The sequence below is a fragment of the Pseudarthrobacter sp. MDT1-22 genome (genome assembly GCF_054511035.1).
The window spans coordinates 45848-69055 of the sequence record NZ_JBTNDK010000021.1; the positions used below are offsets into that span (position 1 = coordinate 45848).

The 23208-nt window shown below is 65.8% G+C and carries 22 protein-coding genes; 16 read left to right on the plus strand and 6 right to left on the minus strand.

Going from position 1 to position 23208, the window contains the following annotated elements; all coding sequences use genetic code 11:
* Positions 1-23 precede the first annotated feature (23 nt).
* The 9 genes from ACX80M_RS15830 (at position 24) to ACX80M_RS15870 (ending at position 10336) form a co-directional block, all read left to right on the plus strand.
* The gene (locus ACX80M_RS15830) at positions 24-1490 is read left to right on the plus strand and encodes a GntP family transporter (protein WP_252614568.1); all 1467 of its coding nucleotides are present in this window, start codon (positions 24-26) and stop codon (positions 1488-1490) included.
* Complete coding sequence (locus ACX80M_RS15835) at positions 1490-2341, plus strand: class II fructose-bisphosphate aldolase (RefSeq protein ID WP_252614567.1); 852 nt, start codon at positions 1490-1492, stop codon at positions 2339-2341. Before ACX80M_RS15830 ends, ACX80M_RS15835 begins: the two co-directional genes overlap by 1 nt.
* 36 nt (positions 2342-2377) lie before the next feature.
* Positions 2378-2782: a DUF1304 domain-containing protein gene (locus tag ACX80M_RS15840; protein ID WP_252614566.1), complete on the plus strand. Its 405-nt coding sequence runs from the start codon at positions 2378-2380 to the stop codon at positions 2780-2782.
* A gap of 115 nt (positions 2783-2897) precedes the next feature.
* Positions 2898-4256, plus strand: coding sequence for an acyltransferase family protein (locus ACX80M_RS15845; protein WP_252614565.1), 1359 nt, complete (start codon positions 2898-2900; stop codon positions 4254-4256).
* Entirely contained in the window at positions 4253-4585 is a 333-nt protein-coding gene (locus ACX80M_RS15850) for a GNAT family N-acetyltransferase (RefSeq protein WP_252600653.1), read from the plus strand. The genes ACX80M_RS15845 and ACX80M_RS15850 overlap by 4 nt, the downstream gene beginning before the upstream one ends.
* A 267-nt stretch (positions 4586-4852) precedes the next feature.
* A complete protein-coding gene (locus ACX80M_RS15855) occupies positions 4853-6508 on the plus strand; it encodes a pyridoxal phosphate-dependent decarboxylase family protein (protein ID WP_459309959.1) in 1656 nt (551 codons plus the stop codon).
* Positions 6505-7875 (plus strand): lysine N(6)-hydroxylase/L-ornithine N(5)-oxygenase family protein, encoded by a 1371-nt coding sequence (locus ACX80M_RS15860; protein ID WP_459309952.1) that lies wholly within the window; start codon positions 6505-6507, stop codon positions 7873-7875. Before ACX80M_RS15855 ends, ACX80M_RS15860 begins: the two co-directional genes overlap by 4 nt.
* Positions 7872-8465 (plus strand): GNAT family N-acetyltransferase, encoded by a 594-nt coding sequence (locus ACX80M_RS15865; protein ID WP_459309953.1) that lies wholly within the window; start codon positions 7872-7874, stop codon positions 8463-8465. Before ACX80M_RS15860 ends, ACX80M_RS15865 begins: the two co-directional genes overlap by 4 nt.
* Positions 8462-10336, plus strand: coding sequence for an IucA/IucC family protein (locus ACX80M_RS15870; RefSeq protein ID WP_459309954.1), 1875 nt, complete (start codon positions 8462-8464; stop codon positions 10334-10336). The genes ACX80M_RS15865 and ACX80M_RS15870 overlap by 4 nt, the downstream gene beginning before the upstream one ends.
* Positions 10337-10500: 164 nt before the next feature.
* On the opposite strand, the gene ACX80M_RS15875 is transcribed toward ACX80M_RS15870, so the two are convergent.
* Together ACX80M_RS15875 and ACX80M_RS15880 are read right to left on the minus strand one after the other, a co-directional pair.
* Complete coding sequence (locus ACX80M_RS15875; protein WP_252610753.1) at positions 10501-11748, minus strand: RNA polymerase sigma factor; 1248 nt, start codon at positions 11746-11748, stop codon at positions 10501-10503.
* A gap of 33 nt (positions 11749-11781) precedes the next feature.
* Positions 11782-12201: a YciI family protein gene (locus ACX80M_RS15880; protein WP_459309955.1), complete on the minus strand. Its 420-nt coding sequence runs from the start codon at positions 12199-12201 to the stop codon at positions 11782-11784.
* A 213-nt stretch (positions 12202-12414) separates the two neighbouring features.
* On the opposite strand from ACX80M_RS15880, the gene ACX80M_RS15885 reads away from it, so the two are divergent.
* Entirely contained in the window at positions 12415-12798 is a 384-nt protein-coding gene (locus ACX80M_RS15885) for a VOC family protein (RefSeq protein WP_252610751.1), read from the plus strand.
* An 18-nt stretch (positions 12799-12816) separates the two neighbouring features.
* The gene (locus ACX80M_RS15890; protein ID WP_252610749.1) at positions 12817-13584 is read left to right on the plus strand and encodes an SDR family NAD(P)-dependent oxidoreductase; all 768 of its coding nucleotides are present in this window, start codon (positions 12817-12819) and stop codon (positions 13582-13584) included.
* Here ACX80M_RS15890 and ACX80M_RS15895 read toward each other — a convergent pair.
* A complete protein-coding gene (locus ACX80M_RS15895; protein ID WP_252610786.1) occupies positions 13550-14617 on the minus strand; it encodes an FUSC family protein in 1068 nt (355 codons plus the stop codon). The genes ACX80M_RS15890 and ACX80M_RS15895 overlap by 35 nt on opposite strands.
* A 250-nt stretch (positions 14618-14867) precedes the next feature.
* Positions 14868-16466, minus strand: coding sequence for an MFS transporter (locus ACX80M_RS15900; protein WP_252600644.1), 1599 nt, complete (start codon positions 16464-16466; stop codon positions 14868-14870).
* 492 nt (positions 16467-16958) lie between these two features.
* Between ACX80M_RS15900 and ACX80M_RS15905 the strand changes: the two genes are divergently transcribed.
* Positions 16959-17168, plus strand: a complete 210-nt coding sequence (locus tag ACX80M_RS15905) for a hypothetical protein (protein WP_252600642.1) — start codon at positions 16959-16961, stop codon at positions 17166-17168.
* Positions 17169-17239: 71 nt separating this feature from the next.
* Positions 17240-17500, plus strand: a complete 261-nt coding sequence (locus ACX80M_RS15910) for a hypothetical protein (RefSeq protein ID WP_252600640.1) — start codon at positions 17240-17242, stop codon at positions 17498-17500.
* Positions 17501-17627: 127 nt separating this feature from the next.
* Here ACX80M_RS15910 and ACX80M_RS15915 read toward each other — a convergent pair whose 3' ends face one another.
* Positions 17628-20141, minus strand: a complete 2514-nt coding sequence (locus tag ACX80M_RS15915; protein WP_252614559.1) for an ATP-dependent DNA ligase — start codon at positions 20139-20141, stop codon at positions 17628-17630.
* A 40-nt stretch (positions 20142-20181) separates the two neighbouring features.
* On the opposite strand from ACX80M_RS15915, the gene ku reads away from it, so the two are divergent.
* On the plus strand, positions 20182-21192 hold the full coding sequence (gene ku / locus ACX80M_RS15920) for a non-homologous end joining protein Ku (RefSeq protein WP_252614558.1): 1011 nt from the start codon (positions 20182-20184) through the stop codon (positions 21190-21192).
* A 72-nt stretch (positions 21193-21264) separates the two neighbouring features.
* Here ku and ACX80M_RS15925 read toward each other — a convergent pair whose 3' ends face one another.
* Positions 21265-21531: a DUF7218 family protein gene (locus ACX80M_RS15925; protein WP_056348983.1), complete on the minus strand. Its 267-nt coding sequence runs from the start codon at positions 21529-21531 to the stop codon at positions 21265-21267.
* 260 nt (positions 21532-21791) lie between these two features.
* On the opposite strand from ACX80M_RS15925, the gene ACX80M_RS15930 reads away from it, so the two are divergent.
* Together ACX80M_RS15930 and ACX80M_RS15935 are read left to right on the plus strand one after the other, a co-directional pair.
* The gene (locus ACX80M_RS15930; protein ID WP_459309956.1) at positions 21792-22637 is read left to right on the plus strand and encodes a class I SAM-dependent methyltransferase; all 846 of its coding nucleotides are present in this window, start codon (positions 21792-21794) and stop codon (positions 22635-22637) included.
* Entirely contained in the window at positions 22637-23068 is a 432-nt protein-coding gene (locus ACX80M_RS15935) for an SRPBCC domain-containing protein (protein ID WP_459309957.1), read from the plus strand. The genes ACX80M_RS15930 and ACX80M_RS15935 overlap by 1 nt, the downstream gene beginning before the upstream one ends.
* Positions 23069-23208: the final 140 nt, after the last annotated feature.

Here is a 23208-nt window from a genome sequence, read left to right on the forward strand (position 1 = left end):
GGCTTGTCGAAGGAGACACCGCAATGAACCCCCTGACTAACTCGCTGATGGTGCGGGCGGCCGACGCCCCCGCCATCAAACCCGCGGTGGAGCTGGGTACTCCGCTGCTCCTCACCATCGCGGCGATCGGCATCGCCGTCCTGCTGGTGATGATCATCCGATTGAAGATCCAGGCCTTTGTGGCCCTGCTGACCGTAAGCATCGCAGTGGCCGTGGCCTCGCAGATCCCGCTGAAGGACGTCTTCACCGTCGTCGCCACCGGTGTGGGCGGAACCATGGGCAAGGTGGCCCTGCTGATCGCGCTCGGCGCCGTCCTGGGCCGGATGATCGAGGTTTCCGGCGGCGTCCAGTCGCTGGCCGCGCACTTCACCGGGAAGCTTGGCGCCAAGCGCGTAGCGGTGGCGCTCACCGCCGTCGGCTTCCTGGTGGCCATCCCCGTGTTCTTCGAGGTGGGCATCATTGTGCTCGTCCCGATCGTCTACGCCTTTGCGAAGATCGCCAACGTGCACCCGGTCAAGTTCGGCCTGCCGATGGCCGGCATTATGCTCTCCATCCACGTCGCCGTGCCGCCGCACCCGGGCATCGTGGCAGGCGCCGGAGTGTTCGGCGCCGACATCGGGCTCATCACGCTGATCTCGCTGCTCATCTGCGTCCCGCTCGGATTCCTGTCCTATTGGGTTGCCAGCATCATGAACCGCAAGGAGTACGAGCTCCTCCCCGGCGTCAAGGCCCAGGTGGACGAATTCGGTTCCGACTCCCTGGTCAAGGTCGGCCACCAAGGCCCGGGCGCCGTAGGCATCGCCCCGCCGCGTCCGGCCCTGATCATCTTCCTCATCGCCGCGCCGATCGTGCAGATCCTCATCGGCACCCTGGGCACACTCACCATCCCCAAGGACAACTCCTGGTACGGCCTGGCTGCCTTCATCGGCAACCCATTCTTCGCCCTCCTGGTGGCCGTTGCCCTGTCCTTCTTCCTGCTGGCGGTCCGCCGCAACTGGTCCCTGAAGGAAACCGGCGAGATCTTCGAAGGCGCCCTGCCTCCCATCGCGTCCATCCTGATGGTTGTCGCGGCCGGCGGCGTGTTCGGTGAGGTCCTGCGGACCTCCGGCATCGGTGCCGCACTGTCCCAGACGCTGGACCACCTGGGCCTGCCGGTCATTGTGCTCGGCTTCGTGATCTCCCTGGCCCTGCGTGCAGCCCAGGGTTCGGCAACCGTCGCCATCGTCACCACCACCGGCCTGCTGACCTCCGCCGTGATGGAAGGCGGCTACTCGCCGGCCCAGATCGCCGTCATCGTCATCGCCATCGGCTTCGGCTCGCTGGGCCTGTCCCACGTGACCGACGCCGGCTTCTGGACCGTGGTGCGCTACTACGGCCTCACCGTCTCGGACGGCCTCAAGACCTGGACCGTCCTCACCACCGTCCTCGGCGTGGCCGGCTTCATCCTGACCTACGTGGCCTGGATCCTCGTGGGAGGCCTGAGCGTCTGATGCGCACCCGACTCGACCACCTGGTCACCGCCGCCCTCCAGCAGGGCTCGGCCGTTCCCGCCTTCACCTGCTACGACTTCACCACAGCGCTGGCTGTTGTGGGCGCTGCCGAGGACGCGGGCCGCGGGGTCATCCTGCTGGTGGCCCCCAAAACGGCTGGCACGTCCAACGGCCTCCGGCTGATCGCCGCGCTCCGCGGGCTGGCAGACGCCGCATCCGTTCCGGTGGTGGTCCAGCTGGACCACGCGACGGACCTCAAAGTGATGGCCGACGCCGTCGCCGCGGGGGCGGATTCGGTCCTCGCGGACGGCTCGTCCCTTCCGTATGAGGACAACATTGCGCTGGTCCGTGAGGCACGCTCTGTGCTGGGAGCCGGCGTCGTGCTTGAAGCGGAACTCGGCGGCCTGGCCGGCGACGAGGACCGCGCCTTCGGTGCCGACGAAGCCGGTGTGGCAGTGGCCGGCCTGACGGACTCTGCCCAGGTGGAGGACTTTGTGGCCCGGGCCGGCGCGGAACTCCTGGCTGTTGCGGTGGGCAACGTCCACGGCAAGTACAAGGGCGAGCCGCAGCTGCGCTGGGACGTCCTGCAGGACATTGCCGTGCGGACCCACATCCCGCTGGTGCTCCACGGCGCGTCCGGCATTCCGGTGGGGGAGCTGGTCAAGGCCGCCGCGATGAACGTGGGCAAAGTGAACTTCAATACCGAGCTCCGCACCGGCGTGCTGTCCGCGCTCCAGGAACAGCTGCCGGCGCACCGGGCCGACGGCGAGAACCTCCAGGGCTTGCTGGGCCGCTGGAACACCTCGGCCAGGGAATTCGCCACGTCGGCGTTGGGCATGCTCACCCGCTGACGCTCGTCTGAGTTGTGGGGAGGCTAGGATCAGCACATGATCCTGGCCTCCCTGCTTTTTGCCTTCCTCGCCGCGGCGCTCCATGTGTACATCTTCACCATGGAATCCTTCACCTGGACCACGCCGGCCACGTGGAAGCGCTTCGGCCTCGCCTCCCAGGCCGACGCCGAGACCACCAAACCCCTCGCCTACAACCAGGGCTTCTACAACCTGTTCCTGGCCATCGGCGCGATCATCGGGGTGGGCTGCGTGGCGCTTGGCCCCGACGCTTCCGCGCAGCACGTGGTGGGCTGGACGCTGATCTTCAGCTGCTGCGGCTCCATGCTGCTCGCCGCGGCGGTGCTGGCACTCAGCGGGAAAAAGTACCTCCGCGCCGCGGTTCTGCAGGGCACGACGCCGTTGCTCGCCGTCGTGCTGGGGTTGCTGGCCGTTGCTGGCTGACTGACGCTCCTGAGGCGACCACTGCTGAGGCGACGTTGTGCCCGTTTCTGGCCGGAAGCGCATCGCGGGCGGACAATTGAGTCAACAACAGCATCGGCGCTTGTAGGGACTGCACGTGAGTGGTGTGAAGGGGCCAGCCCCGCACAGTGACCAGGCGGTCCGGCGCGACCTCGTGATCGACCTTGTCCGGTTCGTCTGCCTGGCCCTGGTGGTGGTGGGCCACTGCATGATGGTCAGCCCCGTCCTGCAAGGGGACGGCACCGTGACCTCCAAAAATACGCTGGGCGATCAGCCGTGGTTCGAGCCCGTGATCTGGATCTTCATGGTGATGCCGCTGTTCTTCGTGACCGGCGGCACCACCGGCCTCCAGTCCTGGCAGCGGCTGAGAGCCCGCGGCGGTACGGGCGTCGAGTTTGCCCAGGCCCGGCTGCTGCGGCTGGTCCGCCCGGCGGCGGCACTCCTGGCGGTGATGTTCCTGGGCTTTTCGGCGGCGCTCCTGCTCGGGGTGGACCCCCAGGTGGTTCAGTTGATGGCCACCGGGGCCGGCATGCCCCTGTGGTTCCTGGCCGCCTACCTGGCCGCCCAGCTCAACATCCCGCTCCTGGCCCGGTTCCATGAGCGCGCGCCCTGGCTGACCGTTGCGGTCCTGGCGGCCCTCGTGGTGGCCATCGACTGCTTCCGCGGAGCCCTGCCCATCCTCGCCTACGCAAATCTTGTTTTCCTGTGGTGCGCCGTGCAGCAGCTTGGTTTCCTGGTGGCCGACGGGCACGTCGCCAGGCTCACGCGCTCCGGCCTGGTGGGGCTCATCCTGGCAGCCAACCTGGTGCTCGGGCTGGTCACTGGCCTGGGTCTCTACTCCGGAAACATGCTGGTCAACCTCAACCCGCCCAACCTCTGCCTGCTGCTCCTGGGCGTGTCCCAGGCTGCCGCGCTCCAGCTCTTCCGGCCGGCGCTCGGCTGGGTTTCCGGCGTGCGCTGGATCCGCGTGGTGGTCATGGTTGCCGGCCGCCGCTCCATGACCGTGTACCTGTGGCACCTGCCGTTGCTCGCGGCTATGTCCGGGCTCCTGCTCCTCACCGACTTCCCCAAGCCCGGGGCAGGCACCGCCGAATGGTGGTGGGCGCGGCCGCTCGTCCTCCTGGGGGTTGTCGCCCTGCTGCTCCCGGTACTGGCCGCGTTCGGCCACCTTGAGGAACGTCCGACGGCGTCCGTCCACACCCGCGGCCGGCCCGCCGCCGCGGTGGTGACGGCCGCCGTCGTCGTCTTCATTCCGGTGGCGGACGCTGCCCTCAACGGCCTGACGCTGGGCCTGCTCGGAGGCGGTGCAGCATGCTTTGTGTTGGCCGTCCTGCTGCTGGGCCGGATGCCCGAACGTGTCCCCGGCGATGTCGGTGCCGAACGGGTGGACCACGCCGGCAGCCAGAGTGACGGGCCATTGCCAGCGGGGCCAAGTAGTGCCAATGTCGAACCATGACTGAGAACATGATTTCCACAGAGGACAAGTTCAGCCCCGACGTCTCGCTGTCCAGGGATGACGTGCACCACCGCTACGAGCTGCGGGTGGGCGGAAAGATCGCCGTCCAGTCCTTCTTCCGGGACCTGCCCGGACACGTGGATTTCCTCCACACCGACACCGCTGAGGATTTCAAGGGCCAGGGACTGGGCAAGGTCTTGGCTCACTTCGCGCTCGACGACGTGGTGGCTTCGGGTAAGCGCATCATCCCGCATTGCCCGTTCATTTCCAGCTACCTCCGCGCCCATGAGGGGGGCTACGAACAGCACATCGACTGGCCGGACAACTAGCGCAAACGGTCATTTAAGCCCCCGGAAACTCCCTCCGGAGGGCCTCAAGTGTCCGTTCGCGCGGAGTATTTTGCACCCGATTCGCGATCGGGGCAAGTCAATGAAGCGCCCGCGACCTGAAGAACGCCCGTATTCCCGCGGCTTAAGATAAATAAGTCACTAAAGTTTGACGAAAAGGTTCACCTAAGTAAGGCTTACCTTGCTAAAGACAACCCCAACGTCGAACTAAGGATGACCACTGTGCCGCTGCTGCCCCGTGTTGATGAGATGTACGTGGATGAAAATCGGGTGGGCGAAACCCTGCCCGGGCAGGATTTCGGCTCCCGCGTGGAGCTGGCCCTCGCTGCCACCAACCATCTGTTCAACACCAGGAACTCCACCCGGTACGTGGCGCAGGTGCTGCAGGGAGTCAACGCCGTGGCCACCAAAATCGACCGCACCACCCGGCCTTTTACCGGCGTCGGGCCCGCCGAAATGAAGGCGCGTATCGGCGCCGTTGACCTGGACCAGCCGCTCCCGGACACCGCCGCGGCCCTGGAAGAGCTGGAGACCGTGTACCTCCGGGACGCCATCTACTTCCACGATGCGAAGTACGCGGCCCACCTGAACTGCCCGGTGGTGATCCCGGCGCTGGTGGGGGAGGCCATCCTGTCCGCGGTGAACTCCTCGATGGACACCTGGGACCAGAGCGCCGGGGCCACCATGATCGAACGCCGGCTCATCGACTGGACCGCCGAACGGCTGCAGCTGGGGGCGGCAGCCGACGGCGTGTTCACCTCCGGCGGCAGCCAGTCCAACCTGCAGGCGCTGCTGATCGCGCGCAACCACGCCGTTGCCGGGCTGCGGCAGGAGCCGGCCAACGCCGGACTCCGGCTGCCCGCGCTGCTGGAAAAGCTCCGGATTTTCACCTCAGCAGCCAGCCACTTCAGCATCCAGAAGTCCGCGTCCATGCTGGGCATGGGCTTCGACGCCGTCATCTCCGTCCCATGCGCCGCGGACCACAAGATGGACCCGGCCGCGCTCGCCGAGGCCATGGCGGAAGTGCACGACGCCGGGCTGGTGCCGATGGCGGTTGTGGCCACCGCCGGGACCACCGACTTCGGTGCGGTGGACCCGCTCGCCGACCTCGCGGCCCTGGCCCGCGCCTACGGTGCCTGGTTCCACATTGACGCGGCTTACGGCGGCGGGCTGATGGTTTCGAACCGCTACCGCCACCTGCTGGACGGGACCCGCCTGGCCGACTCCGTCACCGTGGACTTCCACAAAACGTTCTTCCAGCCCGTTAGCTCCAGCGCCCTGCTGGTCCGCGACCGCGCCATGCTCCAGCACGTCACCTACTACGCGGACTACCTGAACCCGGAAAGCGCCGCCCTGGCCGAGATCCCCAACCAGGTGGACAAAAGCATCCAGACCACCCGGCGCTTTGACGCGCTCAAGCTGTGGCTGACCCTGCGCATCATGGGCGCGGATGCGATCGGCGCCCTGTTTGATGAAGCAATCGATCTCGCAGCCCGGGTGGGATCAGTGCTGGCCGCCGACGACGACTTTGAGCTCGCCGCCGCTCCGCAGCTCAGCACGCTGGTCTTCCGGTACCGGCCCCGGGTTTCCGGTGCTTTGTCCGGCGCTGCTGCCCTTACCGGCGCCGGTTTTGCCGATGTCGGCCTCACCGACGCTCACGGCCGGCTTTCCGAGGATGCGGCCGACACCCTCAACCCGGCCATCCGTGCGGCCGTTTTCGCGTCCGGGCAGGCCGTCGTAGCTGGCACCAAGGTGGCCGGCCGGCACTACCTGAAGTTCACCCTCCTCAACGCCGAAGCAACCCTGGAGGACATCAGCGAGATCATCGAGCTGCTGCGCAGCACCGGCGTGCAGCTGCTGTCCGGCGCCAACACCGACAACAGCACCAGCGAGGTGTCCGCATGAGCACCTCCACCGAACCGCGCATTTTCGACTTCGCCGGCATCGGCGTCGGGCCCTTCAATCTTGGCCTCGCCGCCCTCAGCGAGCCGGTGGACAGGCTGGATGGCGTCTTCCTGGAGCAACGGGAATCCTTCGACTGGCACCCGGGCATGATGCTGGAGCCGGCCCACCTGCAGGTGCCGTTCATGGCGGACCTGGTGTCGCTGGCCGACCCCACGTCGCCGTATTCGTTCCTGAATTTCCTCAAGCAGACCGGGCGCCTCTACCGCTTCTATATCCGCGAAAACTTCTATCCGCTGCGCGCCGAGTACAACCAGTACTGCCAGTGGGTGGCCGGCCAGCTGCGGTCCGTCCGTTTTAGCACGGCTGTGCTGGATCTAACGTACGACGCCGGCGTATACCGCCTTTCAATGGAAGGTCCGGACGGGCCTGAGGTGCTGCTGGCGCGGCGGCTGGTGCTGGGCACGGGCACCTCGCCGTACGTGCCGGCGTCCTGTGACGGAATAGTCGACGCGGCCGCTGATGGCGGCGGGGGACTTGTCCTCCACAACGCCGATTACCTGTCGCGGAAGAGTGAGCTGCAGGCCAAGCGGAGCATCACCATCGTGGGCAGCGGCCAGAGCGCCGCGGAAATCTATTACGAGCTCCTGCAGGACATCGACACCTATGGCTACCAGCTGAACTGGGTCACCCGGTCCGGGCGGTTCTTCCCGCTGGAGTACACCAAGCTCACCCTGGAGATGACCTCGCCGGAGTACGTGGACTACTTCCACGGGCTGCCGCAGGACCAGCGCGACGGCCTCATCAAGAGCCAGAAGAACCTGTACAAAGGCATCAACTCCGAGCTGATCGACGCCATCTACGACCTCCTGTACACCAAGAGCCTCTCCGGCATGGTGGACACCCAGCTCCTGACCCATTCGTCGCTCACCGGCGCCGCCTGGGATCAGGCCACCGGTTCCCACACCCTGCAGCTCCGGCACGAGGAGCAGGGCTCGGACTATGTGCTGGACAGCGAAGCCGTGGTCCTGGCCACCGGCTACACCTACCGGGAGCCGGACTTCCTGGCCGGAATCCAGGACCGGATTGCCAGGGACTCCGCCGGCCGGTTCGCCGTGGCACGCAACTACAGCACCGGCGTCGAACCCGGCGAAATTTTCGTCCAGAACGCCGAGCTGCACACGCACGGCTTTGTCACCCCGGACCTCGGCATGGCCGCCTACCGCAACTCGTGCATCCTGCGCGAGATCACCGGCCGCGAGGTCTACCCGGTGGAGCGCAGCATCGCGTTCCAGCAGTTCGGCGCGCCGAATGGCCTGCCCGAACCTGCCGAAGCGCTCTCAACAGGAAAAGCATGGGTGTCCGCATGAGCTTCTCGTTCCGCTGTGTTGACGCCGCTACCGATGCACCACTCCTCCACAGCTGGGTCACACAGCCGTACGCGTCGTTCTGGGGGATGCTGTCCGCCACAGTTGACGGGGTTGTGGAGGAATACTCGAGAATCCAGGCAACGGGGCATCACCACGCCTTGCTGGGGATCAACGACGACGGCGTCCCCGCCTTCCTGATGGAGGAATACCTGCCGGCCGCCTCGCCGCTGGCCGCGATCTATGCCGTGCAGGAGGGCGACATTGGCATGCACCTGCTGGTGGCGCCGCCGTCGGGAGACCCCCAACCGGGGTACACCGCCGCGGTGATGGATGCCGTGCTGGAGCGGTTGTTCGAAAAACCGGGAGTGGAACGCGTGGTGGTTGAACCAGACGCCAAGAACTCCAAGATCCATGTGCTCAACGAGCGGCTGGGCTTCCAGCCGGCGGAGGTTGTCACCCTGCCGGACAAGGAAGCGCTGCTCAGCTTCTGCACACGCCAGGACCACCTCGCCGCCCGCGCAGCGCTGGGCCACCCCCGAGTCCCTTCCCATGGCCTTTCCGTCCCGATCCATCAGGGAGAATCACTGTGACCATCATCGAGCTGGACCCCGCCGTCGTCGAAATATCGGACAGCACCGCCAACACTGTTCCCCACCTCGCACCCGAACGCTGGGCGGCGGCCAACCGCCACCTGGTCCGCAAGGCGCTCGCGGAATTCCTGCACGAACGCATCCTGGAGCCGCAGCGCCTGGGCTCCGGCAGCGGTGCCACGGGTCCGGAGGAGCCCGCGGTGTACGTGGTCCGCAGCGACGACGGCCTCACGGCGTACTCGTTCACGGCCCGCGTGCTTGAGCTGGAGCACTGGTCGGTGGACGCCGCTTCGATCCACTGCACACGCAGCGGCGAGGACGCCGCCCCGGACGCCCTGCGTTTCATCACCGAGTTCAGGGACACCCTGGGCATCCGCGAGGAGATGCTCCCGGTTTACCTTGAAGAGATCAGCAGCACCCTGGCCGGCCACTCCTACAAGCAGTGGCTGGGACAGCCGTCCGCCGAGGAACTCGCGGCAGGAGTCACCGGCGGCACGGACCCCGCCGCCGACTTCCAGGCCATCGAACGCAGCATGACGGAGGGCCACCCGTGTTTCGTGGCCAACAACGGCAGGCTGGGGTTTGGCATCAGTGACTACCGGGCGTTCGCGCCGGAGACCGGAGCCTCCGTCCGCCTGGAATGGATCGGGGTGCACCGCAGCAAGGCTGTCTTCACCGCCAGCGCCGGACTGGACTACCGCGCCCACCTGGAGGCCGAGCTCGGCGCCGCCGCGCTGCAGTCCTTTGACAGCGACTTCGCGGCGCAGGGCGTGGACCCCGCCCAGTACTTCCTGATGCCGGTGCATCCGTGGCAGTGGGAGAACAAGCTCACCGTCACGTTCGCTGCCGAAATCGCCCAGCAGCACATCATCCATCTGGGGACCGGTGCCAACAGTTACCAGGCCCAGCAGTCCATCCGCACGTTCTTCAACACGGCCGCGCCCGCCAAGAGCTACGTCAAGACGGCGATGTCCGTCCTGAACATGGGCTTTATGCGGGGACTCTCGCCGCAGTACATGAAGGCAACCCCCGCCATCAACGACTGGCTGCAGGACCTGATCCGATCAGACGAAGCCCTGCAGAAACGCGGCCTGGCCATGATCAGCGAGATCGCGGCCATCGGCTACCACAACGGCTACTACGAGGCCGCGTCCGCCAAGGGCTCGCCGTACCAGAAGATGCTGTCCGCGCTGTGGAGGGAAAGTCCGCTCGCGCTGCTGGAGGACGGCCAGCAGCTTGCCACCATGGCGTCCCTGCTGCACGTCGATTCGACCGGCAAACCGATGGTGTCTGCCCTGATTGAGCGCTCCGGACTGGAGCCTGCCGAATGGCTGCGCCGCTACTTCGAGGCCTACCTCGTCCCGTTGGTCCACTGCCTCTACCGGTACGAACTCGCCTTTATGCCGCATGGCGAGAACGTGATCCTGGTGCTGGATAACGGTGTGCCCGTCCGTGCGGTGATGAAGGACATCGCCGAGGAAATCGTGGTGATGGGGCGCCGGCTGGACCTGCCCGAGGAGGTATCGAGGATCCAGGTTGATATCCCTGACGGCGAAAAGGTGCTGGCCATCTTTACGGATGTGTTCGACTGCATCTTCCGCTTCCTCGGTGCCCTGCTGGTGGAGGACGGGAAACTCAGCGAGGAGGAGTTCTGGGGCACGGCCGCGCGGGTCATCCAGAAGTACCACGCTGAACACCCGGAGCTCGCGGACCAGTTCGCCCGCCACGACCTGTTCGCCCCTGACTTTGAACTGTCGTGCCTTAACCGGCTGCAGCTGCGGAACAACCAGCAGATGCTTGACCTCACCGACCCGTCAGGCGGGTTGCAGATGGCCGGCCGGCTCGCCAACCCGCTCGCCAGGTTCGCGTAGCGTCGGATTCTGCTCCATCATTCGCAGGCTTCGGCCAGGTGGGCCGGTGATTCCGGGCCCGGTCCCGGGGCTTGCAGGAATGATGGAGCAGAATCCGGCGGCGGGGCGGGCGGAGGCTTAAGTGTCCGTTCGCGCTCGGTGCTGGACCGCGGCCCACCCCGGGGTCAGCTGAGCTCGTCCACCTTGCGCTGCAGCACCGCGCGCTCGGCGGCGTTTCCGCACAGCGCCATGGCCTGCAGGAGTGCGGACCGTGCGTCGTCACACCTGCCGAGCCGGGTGAGCATCTCGCCACGGACCGCGGGAAGCAGGTGCGAGCCCGCCAGTTCTCCCCGTGCGGCCATGGCCTCCACCAGCTCCAGTCCGTCCGCCGGGCCGGAGGCCATCGCGACGGCGACCGCACGGTTGAGTTCGACGACGGGGGAAGGGGCCAGCCGGCCGAGGGCTTCGTAGAGGATGACGATCCGCTGCCAGTCCGTCTCGGCAACCGAATGAGCCACGGCGTGGCACTCAGCGATGGAAGCCTGGAGACCGTACGCACCCAACCCGCGTCCGGATCCCGTGGCCCGGGCCAGCGCCGCACGTCCGCGCAGGATCGCGGCCTGGTCCCACCGCCGTCGGTCCTGGTCTTCCAGAAGCACCGGGCGGCCCGACGCATCGAGCCGGGCCGGGAACCGCGCGGCGGTGAGTTCCATCAGCGCAATCAGCCCGAACACCTCGGGCTCCGGCGAGATGCGCACCAGTACACGGGCCAGTCGGCGGGCTTCGCCGGCCAGGTCCGTGCGGATCCATTCCGCGCCGCCCGAGGCAAACGAGCCCTCCGTGAAGATCAGGTAGATGACGTTGAGCACCGAGCTAAGACGTTCAGCCCGCTCGTGCGGCTCAGGCACCGCGAAAGGCACCTGCGCGGCGGCCAGCGTCTTCTTGGCACGGGTGATGCGTGCCTGGATCGTCGCCACCGGGACCAGGAAAGCCTTGGCAATCTCGTCGCTGCCCAGGCCGCCCACTACGCGTAGCGTCAACGCGATCCGGGCTTCCTTGGCCAGCACCGGATGGCAGGAGATGAACATCAGGGCGAGCACGTCGTCGTCGATCGCATCGGGGTCGAACAAGGTGTCCGCTCCTGGCTCCTCCGCCGCGAGGTCGCTGGCCAGCAGGGCGTACTTTTCGTCCCGTGCCGCCCGCCGGCGGAACGTATCAATCGCACGACGGCGGCCTGTGGTGAGGAGCCAGCCGGCGGGTTCGGCGGGTATCCCGTTGACGGACCAGGAGACGAGTGCTTCGGCGAGTGCCTCCTGGGCGAGATCCTCGGCCAGCGGGAAGTCGCCTGTATAGCGGGCCAGGGCGCCGACGATGCGGGCAGACTCCATCCGCCACACCGCCTCGACGGCGCCCCGCGCCTCAGCACCGCTCATAAACGGTCAGATGTGTCGGTCAGAGCTGCCCGGTCACAGCTGCCCGGTCTGCTCGCGCCAGGCGCGTTCCTTCTGGATCCATTCGTTGTCCTGCGGGAACTCGTCGATGGTGGGCACGCGGCGGATTTCGGTCTTGCGGCCGGCCGTGAGCGGCGCCCGCTTCGCCCACTCGATGGCTTCCTGCTTCGAGGCCACATCGAGGATGTAGAAGCCGCCGAACAGTTCCTTGGTTTCTCCGTAGGGGCCGTCTGTGACCACCGGTGTTTCGCCGGTGTAGTCGACCACAACGCCCTCCTTCGGATCCTCCAGGCCCTCGGCCGCCAGCAGGACGCCGGCGCGGATCAGTTCGTCATTGAACTTGCCCATGGCGTTCATCGCCTCGTCGAAGTCGACGTCCGTGAACTTCGCGAGGGACTCGTCGGTTTCCCGCATGATCAGCATGTACTTGGCCATCTCAATCTTCTCCTTGGTTGTGGAAGGTCGCCCTTCGACCTTCTCATCCATAGGTCGAACGGCGCGAGGCCGGATCGACACAAACCAAAGACCTTTTTTCCAAGTTCCTGAGCGGGCCCGCTGACTCTCGACCGGGGTGCTGTGCGGGTTTACGGTGGTTTCGTCCGATGGACCCCACTCGACCCATCTGACTCCACCTGAAAAGGAGAAGCCATGGCCGGCGAACCAGCGTTCTTTGAAATCGGAGTCGAAGATCCCGAACGGGGCAGGGCGTTCTACGGCGCGCTCTTCGGCTGGGACTTCAGCCCTGGACCGTCCGATGAGGGCGGGTCCATAATCGGCACCCCCGGCACCCCCGGCACCCCCGGCACCCCCGGCATCCCCGGCGGGCTGCACGGCGGCGACAAGGGCGCGGTGCCCTACCTGTTCTTCCGGGTGGACGACATGGATGCCGCCCTGGCCCGGGTGCGTGAACTTGGCGGCTCGGCGGACAGCGCGGAACTGGGTGACGAGGACCCGGCGGAGTACGGAAGATTCAAGCTCTGCAAGGACGATCAGGGCTCAACCTTCGGCCTGCACCAGCCGCCGGCGCCGTAACACGGCTAGTCTGGGCGCATGGAGACACCCACCACCGCGCTCGTAACAGGGGCAACCGCAGGGCTGGGAGCGGAGTTCGCCCGCCAGCTCGCGCAGGAAGGCCACCACATGGTGCTCGTGGCCCGCGACGCCGCCCGGCTCCAGCAGATCGCTGACGAACTCGAGCGTGATTACAGCGTTTCCACTGAGGTGCTGCCCGCCGACCTGACGGACGACGCCGGTGTGGCCGCCGTCGTCGGGCGCCTCACGGACGCGGCGCGGCCGGTTGAGGTCCTGGTGAACAATGCGGGGATCGGGCTGCTGCACTCGTTCGAAAAAAATTCCCTGGAGGACGAGAAAAGACACCTTCGCCTGCACGTGCAGACCCCCATGGAGCTCTGCCATGCTGCGCTGCAGGGGATGCTGGAGCGGCGCTCCGGCAGGATCATCAACGTGGCCAGCGTGTCGGCTTTCGCCAACCGCGGCAGCTACTCGGCTGCGAAAGCCTGGCAGGTCATCTTCAGCCGCTGGGCCAACCTGGCCTACGGACCGAGAGGCGTGCACGTCACGGCACTGTGCCCGGGATTCACGCACACCGAATTCCATGACCGCATGGGCATGGAAAAGTCGGTCGCCCCGCACTGGATGTGGCTGCGGGCGGACTGGGTGGTCCGGGACGGCCTGGCTGACAACGCCCGCGGCAAGGGCGTTTCGATCCCCACCAAACGCTACAAACTGGTGGCCGCCATCTCGCGTGTGCTGCCGGCGCGGTTTACGTCCGGACCGCCGCGGCGTCCGAAGCAGTAGCCCTCCGCGGTGCGCGGATGGCGACCACCACGGCGATGCCGATCACGGCGCCCACAAAAGTCTCCACCGCGCGTTCGGTGACCAGGAGACCCGGGTCCACGGGCGCGGCAAGCTGCGTCATGAGCAGGATCACCGGCGTGAAGAAGACCATGGCCCAGCCGTAGTGCCGCGCCATGAAGAGTTCGGTGGGGAACTGGAATGCGACCACCAGCAGCGCCAGCACGGCGGCAGTGTGGCCGGGGAAATACTGCAGCGGGGACAACGGCCCAGGAAAGAGTACGACGGCGACCAACGCCAAACCGACGAACGTCCCCACGATGCGGTGGATCCCGCGGTGGACGCGGCTGGGCAGGTCGGCCCCCGCGAGCGGGACGGCGGCCGCGGCCATGGCCCAGTGCGGGTGGCCGCTGCCGCTCAGGACGCCGCAGGTTCCGGCGGCACCGACGGCCAGGACATAGCGGGCGGCGTGGACCAGCGCGGCCTGCCGGAGTTCACTGCTGGGACGCGGAACATCACGCACGGCGCCCGCCTCCCAGGCCCGGACCCGCAGCCAGCCTGCGAAGCCCACCACGATCGAGAACGCGGCCGAGGCCGCACCGATCAGCACGGCCGTCAGGAACGGCACGCTCGTCGGGACCGAGGCGCAGGCCCCGAGTGCCAGGATGCCGAAGAACGGTCCATTCGGCCTGAGCCGCACTTTGTCGGAGAAAAGGGAACCGGCACCGGCCAGCACGGCCTCCACGAGCACCAGCCACCAGGAGTGGAGGTGGTTGACGGACAGGAACACGCCCACCGTGATGCCGCTGATCAGGACCACTGCCGCCTGCGCCTGGTGCTTGAGTCGAAGCTGGTGGGATTCCGAGCGTCCGTACATGCCGGTCAGGGCACCGAACACTGCGTACATCGTCAGCTCGGGACGGCCGATGGCCAGGAGTACCAGGGAGGGCACTGCCACGCTGAGGGCAACCCGAACGGCCGAGAGCCGGTCGTTGTTCGCCGGGCCCAGGGCGTGCAGCGTGCGGGCATGGGCCATGACTCTGCGCACAGCCAACACCACCTATTCTTCAAGCCCTTGTTCGAAAATTAGCAGAAGCCCGGAATGCTGGCCATTAGCTGGGTCACAGGGCGTCGCGTTGGTATGGCCGGAAGGGCGGCGCCGGGCACGGCTAAGGCCCGCCCTGCGTGCTTCCCCCAAGGAAAGCGCGCGGGACGGGCCTTTGAGCGCGGGCTACAAGACGGCCCGGTCAGGCCGCTTTGTTGTTGCGGTGCTTAGACTGTGGTGCCTAGACTCCGGCCGGAACCTTAATGGCCGCGGCATCGGTGACGTCCTGGGATTCGAACGGCATGTCGGCCAGGTCGATCAGCGGGTTCTCATCCTGGGTGGCCACGAGTTCCTTGGCCTCTGCCTGGGTGTCCACGCTGGGCATGGAGCCGGGCAGCGGACGCTTGGCTGATTCCTTCAGGAAGTAGATGGCCACAACCCCGAAGGCTGAGGTCGCCATGAGGTAGTAGGCCGGCATCATGTCATCGCCGGTCGCCGTGATCAGCGCGGCCACGATGAACGGCGTGGTGCCGCCGAAGATGGCAACTGCGAAGTTGTAGGCGATACCCATGGCGCTGTACCTGTTGGCTGTCGGGAACTGTGCGGGCAATGCCGAGGCGAGGTTCGCAACATAGAACGTGACTGGGAACGCGATCAGCGAGAGGCCTGCCAGCGTGGACCAGACGTCACCGACGCCGATCAGCAGGAACGCCGGCGTAGCCAGCACCACGGTGCTGATGGCGCCGATCCAGAGGACCGGCCGGCGGCCGATGCGATCGGACAGCTTGCCCGTCAGCGGGATGCACAAGGCCATGATGACCAGCACGGGGATGGTCAGCAGTGTGCCGTGGACGGGATCGTAGCCCTTGGACTCCGTGAGGTACGTCGGCATGTAGGACGTCAAGGCGTACCCGGCGGTGTTGGCAGCGGCCACAAGGATCATGGCCACGATGAGCGAGCGCCAATAGGCCTTAACGATTCCGACCGGACTCTTGGCGGCGTCCACGTCAGCTGCTGCGGCGGCCTGCCCGATGGATTCCTGGGCATCCAGGGTGGCCTGAAACTGAGGGGATTCCTCGATCTTGTTCCGGAAGTAGATGGCGATGAGGCCCAGCGGGCCTGCAATGAGGAAGGGTATGCGCCAGCCCCATTCCTCCATGGCTGTCTGGCCAAGGGTCAGCTGCAGGACAGAAACCAGCGCCGCACCCAGGGCAAAGCCGAGGTAGCTGCCCATGTCCAGGAAGCTTGCAAAGAATCCACGGCGCTTATCCGGGGCGTATTCGCTCACGAACGTGGTGGCGCCTGCGTATTCACCGCCGGTGGAGAAGCCCTGTACAAGCTTCAGGATTACCAGCAGCGCAGCGGCCCAGATGCCGATCTGGGCGTACCCGGGCAACAGCCCGACGGCGAACGTACTGGCAGCCATAATCATCAGTGTTGCGGCGAGGACCTTTTGCCGCCCGATCTTGTCGCCGAGCCAGCCGAACACAACACCGCCGAGTGGACGGGCAATGAAGGTGGCAGCGAACGTTCCAAGCAGGAACAGCGTCTGGACGGACTTGTCGGCCTCGGGAAGGAAGACAGGTCCCATGGTGGTGATCAGGTAGCCGAATACGCCGACGTCGAACCACTCCATGGTGTTACCCACGATGGTTCCGCCGAGCGCTTTTTTCAGCATGGGCTGGTTTACAACATTCACGTCGGACTCTTTGAGCCGGCGACGCGCAAGGATCTTCGGTTTACGCGCACTTGGCAGTGCGCTATTTGGTACTGCATCGTTGGGTCGGCTGGCGTTGTTCACGCCTGCTGAAGAGTCGGTCGTGCTTCGGTCTGTGGGCATTTGGGCGACTCCTATGGAGGTCATTTGCTTGCGACTTGTAGCTGCCCCGCTCTGGGCAGGCTTTCAATTTTACGCGGATTCCATGGCAAATGAGAGTTTTATACCGTAAAGTGCCTTCCTTAGAGAGGGTTTCCACCGGTTTTCAGGGATTTCTTTTGGCTGCTCTCGCCCCGTCATCATTGGGATTCGGGCGGTTGGGGCCCATCGTTACGGAATCTTTTTGTTCACGACCCCTTTTTTGCGCCATTTTTCCCCTGAAACCCGGGGAAAAGTGACAGCCGCCACGGCCGTTCGGGCACCAGTTCCCGGCCGCCACTCGGCCCCATGTACAGGCCGGAAACCGGGGGTTCACAACCGAGCCTGAAACTGCCTATTGTTGATTCATGGGAACACTGATTTTTGAGTAGGCGGACGCCTGCGGCCTGGTACCACCGGCCCCGTCCATGCTGATCTCGTCAGACACACTGATTCTCCTCAGAAAGGTTCCACCAAATGACTGAAAACACTCCCAGCCAGCCCGAATCCGCGCAGGACGATGCCGAAGCCAAGGGCATCCGGGCCGGGCTGACCGAAGCGCAGCGGGCCATGCTGGCCAGCAAATCCAGGGGCGGCGACGCCGGGCTGCAGAGCGTCGGCAAGAACCACAAGCCCACCCATGTCAGCGGCAAGCAGGGCCCGGCAGAGAAGAAGGTCCGCTGGTAAATCCAGCGCCCGGACAGCACGCCAGACCTACCATTGGTAAACACTTCATTTCATTGCGGAAGGAAGAAAAAATGGCTGAAAAACATGCTGGAGCAAGGATCGAACCGGAGGTCGCGGACCATCTCGCGGCAGCCATGGACACCCCGTCCATGCCGGACCCGGCCACCCTTGCGGTGACTGCGGCGATGGCCGGCGAACACCACTGGCCGGACGGCAACGGCAAGCACCGGCACCCCAAGGAGCAGGGTTCAGACCATGGCCGGGCGGGCCATGAGGCTGCAGTCACGGCCGTGCACCGTACCGGCCGCCCGCAGATGCCGCACTCGTCCTAGGAACACCCTCGCTGACGACGCGCATCTGACCTGGCGACACGCAAAAGGCCTGGCGACACCCGAATTCGGGTGTCGCCAGACCTTTTGCGTGTCCCAGGAAAATTTGCGCGTCGCCAACGCAGCGTCGCTAACCCTCCGGCACCACTTCGTCGGCGTTCTTGTCCAGCCGCCAGCCCCGCCACACCGGATGCCTGAGCTTGCCGCTGCCCGTCCATTCCCCGAAAGTCACCTCACCGACCAGCCGTGGCGTCACCCAGTGGGCGTCCGAGGCATCCACGCGGGGAACGTCGTCGAACGGTGACGTCTTGCGCGCCAGATCGTCCACTTTCTGGCGGAGTTCGTGCAGTTCGCGCATGCTGAACCCGCTGCCCACCCGGCCCACATACCGCAGCTTGTTGCCGTCGGGGATGCCCAACAGCAGCGAACCTACCGAACCCTGCCGCCCGCCTTTGCCCGGCCGCCAACCGCCCACCACCACTTCCTGGGTCTGCTCCAGCTTGATCTTGATCCACGTCCGGGTCCGCTGCCCGCTGACGTAGCGGCTGTCGGTCCGCTTGGCCATCACGCCCTCGAGCCCCAACTCCTGCGCACTCTCCAGGATGTGCTCGATCCTCTCGTCCAGGACGGCGGACAGCTCCACGGGACACTCCGACGGGTGATGGAACTCCTCCAGCCGCAGCCGCCGCTTCGCGAAAGGCAGCCGGCGAAGGTCCTCGCTGCCGTCGGACAGCAGGTCAAAAAGCATCAGCCGGACAGGGATTGCTGCGCGGGCCTTGGCGACGTCGGCCGGCCGGGACAGTTTCATGCGTCCCTGGAGCAGCCCGAAATCGGGTCTGCCGGAAGGCCCGACGGCGATAATCTCACCGTCGGCGACGAACGGGCCCGCCGGCCAGCAGGCCCGGTCCTTCAGCTCGGGGTAGGTTGCGGTGACGTCTATGCCATTGCGGCTGAAGACACGGACCTTCTCTTCGTCGGCGACCAACAGGGCACGCACGCCGTCCCACTTCAGCTCGAACTGCCAGTCGCTGCCGTGAAGGTCGGCGGCGGTACCGGACGTTGCCATCATGGGACTGAAATCTTCAGCACGCAGTGGGGAAGGCGCGGCCGCGGCCGGGGAAACGTCCGCGGCAGGCTCAGTCCCGGAAGCGTCCGCCGCCGAATTATCCGCCGCGTCCTCCGCCGGTTCATCCTCCGCCGGAGCCCGCCGCGGATGGAAAGTCTGGTGGTCCTTGTCCATCAGGTGGATGAGCCATTGCCCTTCGGCGTCCCTGCCCTGCCCCCTACCGGTGTGGATGAGGGCGAACTTCTTGGTGCCGCCCAGGCCGCCGCCCTCGGTGCCGGTCAGCGTGGCGATGACCTCCCGGCCGTTGATCCATTTCTCCAGTTCATACGTGCCGTGGTCCCAGATGCTGACTTCCCCGGCGCCGTACTGGCCTTTGGGAATGGTGCCCTCAAACGTGGCGTAGTCCAAGGGGTGGTCCTCGGTCTGGACGGCCAGGTGGTTCTTTTCGCCGGATTCCGGGACGCCCTTCGGCAGGGCCCACGACACCAGCACCCCCTCGTGCTCCAGCCGGAAATCGAAGTGCAGCCTGCTCGCGTGGTGCTCCTGGATCACAAAGGTGTCGCCATTTCCGGAGGCGCCGGAGAACGGTTCCGGCGTCGCGTCCGGGTCCCGCATCGACCGGTACCGCTCCAGGCGGACGTGGGCGCCGCCGTCGTCCGTCTCCCCGTCCAGGGAATCCGGGTGACCGGCACCGCGGGCGACGGCGGCGAACGGGTCCTTGCCCGCCTTGACCCGGCGCAGCACGGCTTTGTAGTCGAGGTGCTCGAGCTTGGGAGACCCGATCTCCTGCCAGGTCCGCGGGGCGGCCACCGTGGGCGTGAGGCGGCCGCGCAGGGAGTACGGCACGATGGTGGTTTTGGCGGCGCTGTTCTGGCTCCAGTCCACCAGGACCTTGCCTGTGCGCAGCGTCTTTTTCATGTCGCTGACGGCGAGATCCGGGTGGTCGGCTTCCAGCGCGCGGGCCAGCTCGTGCGCAAAGTCTGAGATCTGATCGGAGGTCTGCGTTCCGTCAAGGCCCGCGTAGAGGTGGATGCCCTTGCTGCCGCTGGTCACCGGCACCGGTTCCAGGCCTACGTCCTGCAGGATGGCCCGTGCCAGCCTGGCAACCTCGGCGCATTCCTCCAAGCCTGCGCCGTCGCCGGGATCGAGGTCCAGGACCAGGCGGTCTGGATTGAGCTGCTTGCCGTGGGAGTCCACCTGCCACTGGGGGACATGGATTTCCAGCGAATTGATCTGTCCGAACCAGGTGAGCGTGGCGGGATCGTTCACCATCGGGTAATAGATGGTCCGGTCCTTGTGCGTGATGGCGGCGCGGGGGAGCCAGCCCGGCGCTGAATCCTCCAGGTTCTTCTGGAAAAACACCTCGCCGGGATGCCCGGCGGTGCCCACCCCGTTGACCCACCGCTTGCGGGTGGCGGGCCGGTTGGCCGCGGCGGGAATCAGCACGTGGGCCACGGCGGCGTAATAGGCCAGGACATCGGCCTTGGTGGTCCCGGTTTCCGGGTAGATGAGTTTGTCCAGGTTGGTGAGGGTCAGTTCCCGCCCCGCGACCCTGACGCGCTCTTTAGGGCCGGCCATGGGTCTTCACCTCCGGCCCCGCGTGATGTTCACTTGAGGGATGAGAGCCATCTGGAAAGGTGCCATCGCGTTTGGCCTCGTCAACGTGCCCGTGAAGGTCTACAGCGCCACCGAGGACCACGACATCAGCCTCCACCAGGTCCACAATGCCGACGGCGGCCGGATCCGGTATCAGCGCCGCTGCGAGGTGTGCAGCAAAATCATCGACTATTCGGACATCGACAAGGCGTTTGAGGACGAGGGCCGGACGGTGGTCCTGTCCAAGGATGAGCTCAAATCCATCCCGGCAGAGAACAGCCACGAGATCGAGGTGGTCCAGTTTGTTCCGTCGGAGCAGCTGGAACCGATGATGTTCGAGAAGAGCTATTACCTGGAACCGGATTCCAAGTCGCCCAAGGCCTATGTCCTGCTGCGCCGGGCGCTCGAGGATACGGATCGTGTGGCCATCGTCCAGTTCGCCCTGCGCGAGAAGACACGGCTGGGGGCGCTGCGCATCAAGGACGAGGTGCTGGTGCTGCAGTCCCTGCTGTGGCCCGACGAGGTCCGGGACGCCAGCTTCCCTGCGCTGGACACGTCCATCCGGATTTCCGCCCAGGAACGCGAAATGTCCGCCGCCCTCGTGGAGTCCATGGCCGCGGATTTCGAACCCGAGCACTTCACCGATGACTACCAGGTGCAGCTCCGGAAGCTCATCGACGCCAAGCTGGAGAAGGGCGATTCGCTCGATACCGACGAAACGTTCGGCGCCGAAGCGGGTGAGGGCGGCAACGGCGAGGTCATCGACCTGATGGAGGCGCTGAAGCGCAGCCTGGAGCGGAAGCGCGGCGGCGGGAAGCCTGCCGCCTCTGAGGATGCGGACGCGGACGACGCCGGCACAGGAGAAAGTGCCGACAGTCCCGGCGGGAAGGCTCCCGCCAAAGCCGGTGCCAAGACTGCTGGGACGAGGACAACGAGCGCCAGGACGGCTGCGGCGAAGTCCTCCGAAACCAAAACCGCCGCCGCGAAGCCTGCGGCGAAGGCCACTACCACGCGGGCGCGAAAGGGTGCTTGAGGCGGTCCGCGAAAAAGCGGACCGGGAATGCGTAGACCGCAAGCGTGCTGTGTTGGTGGGGATGGCCGCCGCCTAGGAGTTCCGCAGGGCGGAGATAAGCTCGCTCTTCTTTTTGGCTGAGTAGCCGGTGAGGCCTATTTCCTTGGCTTTGGCCTTGAGTTGCGGGACGGTCCAGTCGTCGTAGTCGCCGGATTTCCCGCCCTTGCGGCCCACCGCGGAGCGGCCTTTCTTGGCGGCCGCGTTCGAGATACGGGCGGCTTTCTGCTTGGACGCGCCGTCCTCGCGCAGTTCCTCGTAGAGTTCAGGATCTTTCAGGCTCGGGTTCTTTTTGCCGGGCATGTCGTCCTCCTTCACCGGGACCGGGAAATCCTGGACGCCGAAGCGCTGTAATGGCTGGTCAGGCTTCCACGCTAATTCCGGGGTTGGGGAAACACAAGGAAACCCTAAGTTTGCTTGCTTCCGCGCCGAGTCCTAGCCCCAGACGCTTTACAGCGCGCCCCGCTGCGGCCACAATGGGTCGCATTGCAGCCCTGTGCAACAGCGTGCTGTCACTCGAAGCCTGTCAAGGAAAAAGCCTGTCAAAGGAGAGGGGCGCCAGCATGAATGACAAAGTGGACGTAGACGAGGCAGACCGGGCTCTGAAGCAAAAGCACCGGGCCATGTGGGCCTCGGGGGACTACCCGGCACTGGCTAGTGAGCTGGTGCAGGATCTCGGGGCCATTCTGGTTGATGCCTGCGGAATCAAGCCGAAACAGCACGTTTTGGACGTGGCTGCCGGCGCCGGCAACGCGGCCATCCCTGCGGCCATGATGGGTGCCCATGTGGTGGCCAGCGACCTCACCCCGGAGTTGTTCGACGCCGGGCGCCGGCAGGCTGCCGATCGCGGCGTCGGGCTTGAATGGGTGGAAGGTGACGCCGAGGCGCTGCCGTTCGAGGACGATTCATTTGACGTGGTCACGTCCTGCCTGGGCGTGATGTTCGCTCCGCACCATCAGGCCGGCGCGGACGAAATTCTGCGGGTGTGCAAACCCGGCGGCACCATCGGCCTGCTCAGCTGGACGCCCGAAGGCTTCATTGGAAGGATGTTTGCCACCATGAAGCCGTTCGCGCCGCCGCCCCCGCCCGGAGCCCAGCCGCCCCCGCTGTGGGGCAGCGAAGACCACGTGCGGGAACTCTTCGGCGACAGGATCACCGATATCCAGGCGAAAAAGCGCACGCTGGCCATCCGCAGTTTCCACCAGCCGGAGGACTTCCTGCGGTACTTCAAGTCCCACTACGGTCCCACCATTTCGGTCTACAAGTTCATCGGCGACGACCAGGACAAGGCACAGGCCCTGGACAAAGCCCTGACCGAACTGGCCGATTCGTTTGGCGAGGCCCACGGTGACGCCGTATGGCAAATGGAATGGGAATATCTGCTCTTGACCGCCAAGGAGGCCCGGTAGTGCCCGTGAACCTCGTGGCCACATCCTCCATCACCATTGATGCTCCGGCGGACCGTGTCTGGAAGGTCATCACCGATCCCGCCGCCGTGAAGGACTTTATGTTCGGCGCGGACCTGGAAACCGACTGGACGGAAGGTAGCCCCATCGCGTGGCGCGGCGAGTGGGAAGGCAAGCCCTACGAAGATAAGGGCAAGATCCTCGCCGTAGATCCCGGCCGCAAGCTGGTCCACACGCACTTCAGTCCGCTGGGCGGCGAAGAGGACAAGCCGGAAAATTACCACACGCTCACCTGGACCCTCGAGGACCAGGACGGTGCAACAACGCTCACGCTCTCACAGGACAACAACGCCAACGAAGACGCGGCGGAGCACTCCAAGAGCATGTGGGACATGCTCGTGGCGGACGTCAAGAAGATCGCCGAACGCGGGTAAGCAGCCCAACTGGGTAGCAGTAACTGTCGTTAAGCGCGGGCAGAGTCATATGGTCGTTGCAACGCTCTGATTGATGGAGCGTTTAATGGTCAGGTCATTTCCTCTGAGTACCCGCACCGAGTTCATTGACCTTGTGTGTG